The sequence below is a fragment of the Natronococcus sp. A-GB7 genome (genome assembly GCF_029688865.1).
In the GTDB taxonomy this organism is placed as follows: Archaea; Halobacteriota; Halobacteria; order Halobacteriales; family Natrialbaceae; genus Natronococcus.
In genome coordinates, this window is record NZ_JARUKV010000065.1 from 1 (window position 1) to 3,427 (window position 3,427).

Genomic DNA, 3,427 nt, shown 5'->3' on the forward strand with positions numbered 1-3,427 from the left:
GTGTGTAACGCTCGCCGAGATCAACACAATCGATACGCAAGCCTTTCTATGGCACCCTCTGATCACTCCACAAGACCTCGGCAACATTGACAACGCTGATATTGAAAAGCCCGTTTCGATCATGTGGCTCCTCTTGTGTTACTAGCGTGGGCGAGCCAGATCAAATTCTATATCTGTCGGCTGAGCCCGTACTCCCCGATGATCGCGAAGTCTTCGCGTCGAGTACTGTGCCTCAGTCGATCGTGGCCGCGGCTCTTCGAGTATAAACATACGGCTCGCTGTTGGGATGCCGACGACAGCTCACGCTACGAAAACTGAATCACGAGAGAACGACTCCCTGCTATATCTCCACCTTGTTGCCAGAAGCACTTAAAGAAAAGTCACTCGTCTACAACAGTTGCCCCCTCTGGAGAGGCAATCTTGAGGTCGGATGCACCTTCGTCGATTTCCTCCGCTGTGGTACCGGTCGCGTCGGCAAGCAATTCGGTAAGTTCGTCGGGCGAAAGAGAGTCTTCGATAGGCGATTCTTGGCTCATGTTCTCTTCTATCGTATTCCGACGGATAAAGTTATAGGTGTTTTTACCGCCATCTGACCACTTCGGCGGACCGCCTGGTACTATCCGCTCCTCGTAGACGTCGATAAAGTAGCTTTTCTCTTGCCGAAAGTAGTCAACACACCCTCGAATAACCTTCCCCCGGTTCGGTGGCAAAGGGCTGTGTGCAAGCATCAGGTGAACCTCTTCACTCGAGCGTCGGTCAACATCTACGTGAAGCCCCTCTTTGTAGACGTCGTGACCCATTACAGACGTTTCATTGTGATCTATCCGGGCAATTGCATCCCACCGTACTGGGTTGGTGTCTGTCTGATAGTGAAATTGAACGAGAAAACGCGGGATATGGGCCAGCTGTTTATCGAACCCAACTGTGATATGACAGTCCGATCCCCCGGCATGCACGGGTTTCGAAACGTCGTATCCGGTGGGAGGCGAAGGTGTACCCGTGCCGGTCATACGTCTCTCGTCTCAGACTTGGCTGATGATTTTTGTGCTTCGCTTCCGGCGGCGTTGACGTCCCCGCGGTCGCCACGGTCGTCAACCGGAACGCCGGTGAGCCACCACTTCGCTCGAGTGAGGACACCGGCCTGATCGATCATACGCTCGCGGCGGTCCCGGTAGCGCTCGAGTTCGCGCTGCTCCTCGACGTACTCGACCAACTCGGTGACATCGTCGTTCCGGCTGTTTGTCGCGGTGAGCTTTCGCTCCAGGCGATCGCGTTCGCGCTCGAGTTCACTAACCTGTCGTTCGTATTCGGCCCGTATTCGCTCGTGCTCGTCCCGTAGTTGGTCGCTTTCGTCGCGTGTTCGGATGATGTTACGGATGTATTCGGAGCGAGAAAGTTCGTGTTCGATAGCCTCGTCGTCTATCGATTCGAGTGTATCCGCCTCGAGCCGAAGCGTAATCGCTTCCATACCTCCCCGAATACGGGCGTATTCGCTTAGTGTTCAGTCAGACAGGCGTCAGCCGTCCGGCAGACAACGCGATCGGCTCACCGTTGAGGACAACCTTGTTCATCGGCGGCGGACCTCCCCTGCTAAGTAAAAAAGAGAGCGACAAGAGCGGGCTACTCTCGAGATTCTAAGCGTTCATGGTAATATTCAACGAGGTTAGCCATACGATCGAACTCTCTCTTTATGGTTTCGAGGTCATTCTCCAACTCGTCAATCCAGTCGTTCAGCCCCTCGATCATTTGCGGCCAATCCTCCCGACTCAGCTCCTCGTCGATTGCCTCGAGCAGTTGCTATCCGGCGTCGATCAGCGACCAAACGATAGCGTCCCGAACACGACCGACGGCTTCCCGATCGACCTCTCAAATTAGGTCCTTGCCTCGAAGCCACCCGGAGTGATAGCGAGTGCTACCTCTAGGATCTCCACGTCGGTTGCTTGTTTGACCGTCGACGTGTTACCCTCCATCACCGACGGCTCGAAGTGCCTCGAGGAGTGATCACCGAATGCCACCAAGCCAGTTGCGGACATTCTTGACTGAGACCGACCCCTCGCTTTTCTTAGGCACTCCTATAGCAACCATAACAAACCATAGGACGTTAAGAATATGCTTGGTTATCCTTTCAAGCGAATACATTGCGTTGGTTGAACCAACCACCGGGAGGATAGGCCAGGCAAAACAAGGGATCAGAAAGTATCACCTGCTCGAAAGTGAAAACGAGGGCGCCGGCGACGGAGAAAAGCGAGCGCGGGATCAGTCGATGTTTCCGAATTTTCGGAGTTGGTCGCGAGGGTGTGCTCGCACGTTGAGCGAGTCAAGAAAACTCTCTCCGGGCACTGTTGCATTTTTGTCGTCGATCCCTTCGAGATCGGCATCCCCTCGAGCGGGTCGTGTTGCTCGAGCAGGGTGCGAAATTTTGTCGACACTCGAGAGGAATCTCCGCCGACCCCACGGCTCTGGAGCCCCGAATTGCCGCTATAAGAGTCGAAAGTTCACGATCAGGTAGACGCCGGCGCGGCGTAGACATCCCAAATGTCAGCCGCGGTTTCCTCGAGGGTATCAGTAGCCTCAGTAATCATGGCTTCAATCCGTTCCTCAGGATCAAGCTCGGTTGCGCTCTTGTCGAGTTCCTTAGATTGACGTTGTTACTGGATGAGCTTGTAGAGGTAATTGGAGAGAATCTCATCAGCGGAATCTACTTCAGCCTATAGTTGTTTCTTCTCGGATTCAGTAACATAGAAAGATGGGTTGATCACGGCACAGGGTCCCATCACTTAGCGTCTCGAATCTGGGGTATGTAGGGCGGGGACAGGGAGGCGTTTGGCGGGTGCTGAAGCAATAGGCAAGTTAAAATGCAATTTAGAAACGACCCAATTCGATCGCCGTCTTGCGTTTTCATACCACATTGTGCTACATTGTGTTCCAATTTGGTCTAGCAACTAGAATGTTACGCTGTATTTTGCTAACTAATATAGACATACCAATGGGCGGTAGTTCGGTGGACATACCAGAGAAAGTACTCATTCATCAACTCAGTTTGAGCGTGTTACGGAAACCCCTCGCTGGCCGGAACGAGGCCGGTCGCTCGCTATCGCTTCGCTCCCTGCATTCCGGGCTTGCGCTCGCTGCGCTGCGCGTTCCGGGCATCTGCCCATCCGGCACTCGGGGTATACACGACAGCCAACGAGAGTGACCACAGCCCAGCAAGCCACCATGAGAGTGCATCGAGGTTTCTCACACCTGTTGTGAGCGGGAACGAGAACAATGGCTCCGAATTAGTGTTAGATACAGTAACACTAATTCTGTATTCAAGGGGCTTCCTCCTACAGCTGCAGCTAGTGTAGTAGGCGACGTCGGCCGGTAGAGCCGACGACCAGAGACGTTTGTTTTGGTAGCCTGAGAGATTCACCCTCTCGGGTGGTGG

General features: G+C 53.8%; 3 protein-coding genes. All 3 read right to left on the minus strand.

The annotated features are described in order from the left end of the window. Positions 1–380: 380 nt before the first annotated feature. Positions 381–1,010 carry a hypothetical protein gene (locus QA609_RS24520; protein ID WP_278305241.1) on the minus strand — a complete coding sequence of 210 codons (630 nt, stop codon included), beginning with the start codon at positions 1,008–1,010 and terminating at the stop codon, positions 381–383. Further along, entirely contained in the window at positions 1,007–1,468 is a 462-nt protein-coding gene (locus QA609_RS24525) for a ribbon-helix-helix protein, CopG family (RefSeq protein ID WP_278305242.1), read from the minus strand. Before QA609_RS24525 ends, QA609_RS24520 begins: the two co-directional genes overlap by 4 nt. Positions 1,469–3,091: 1,623 nt before the next feature. Further along, positions 3,092–3,427 (minus strand): hypothetical protein (locus QA609_RS24530; protein WP_278305243.1); only part of this gene is annotated, 336 nt, incomplete at its 5' end.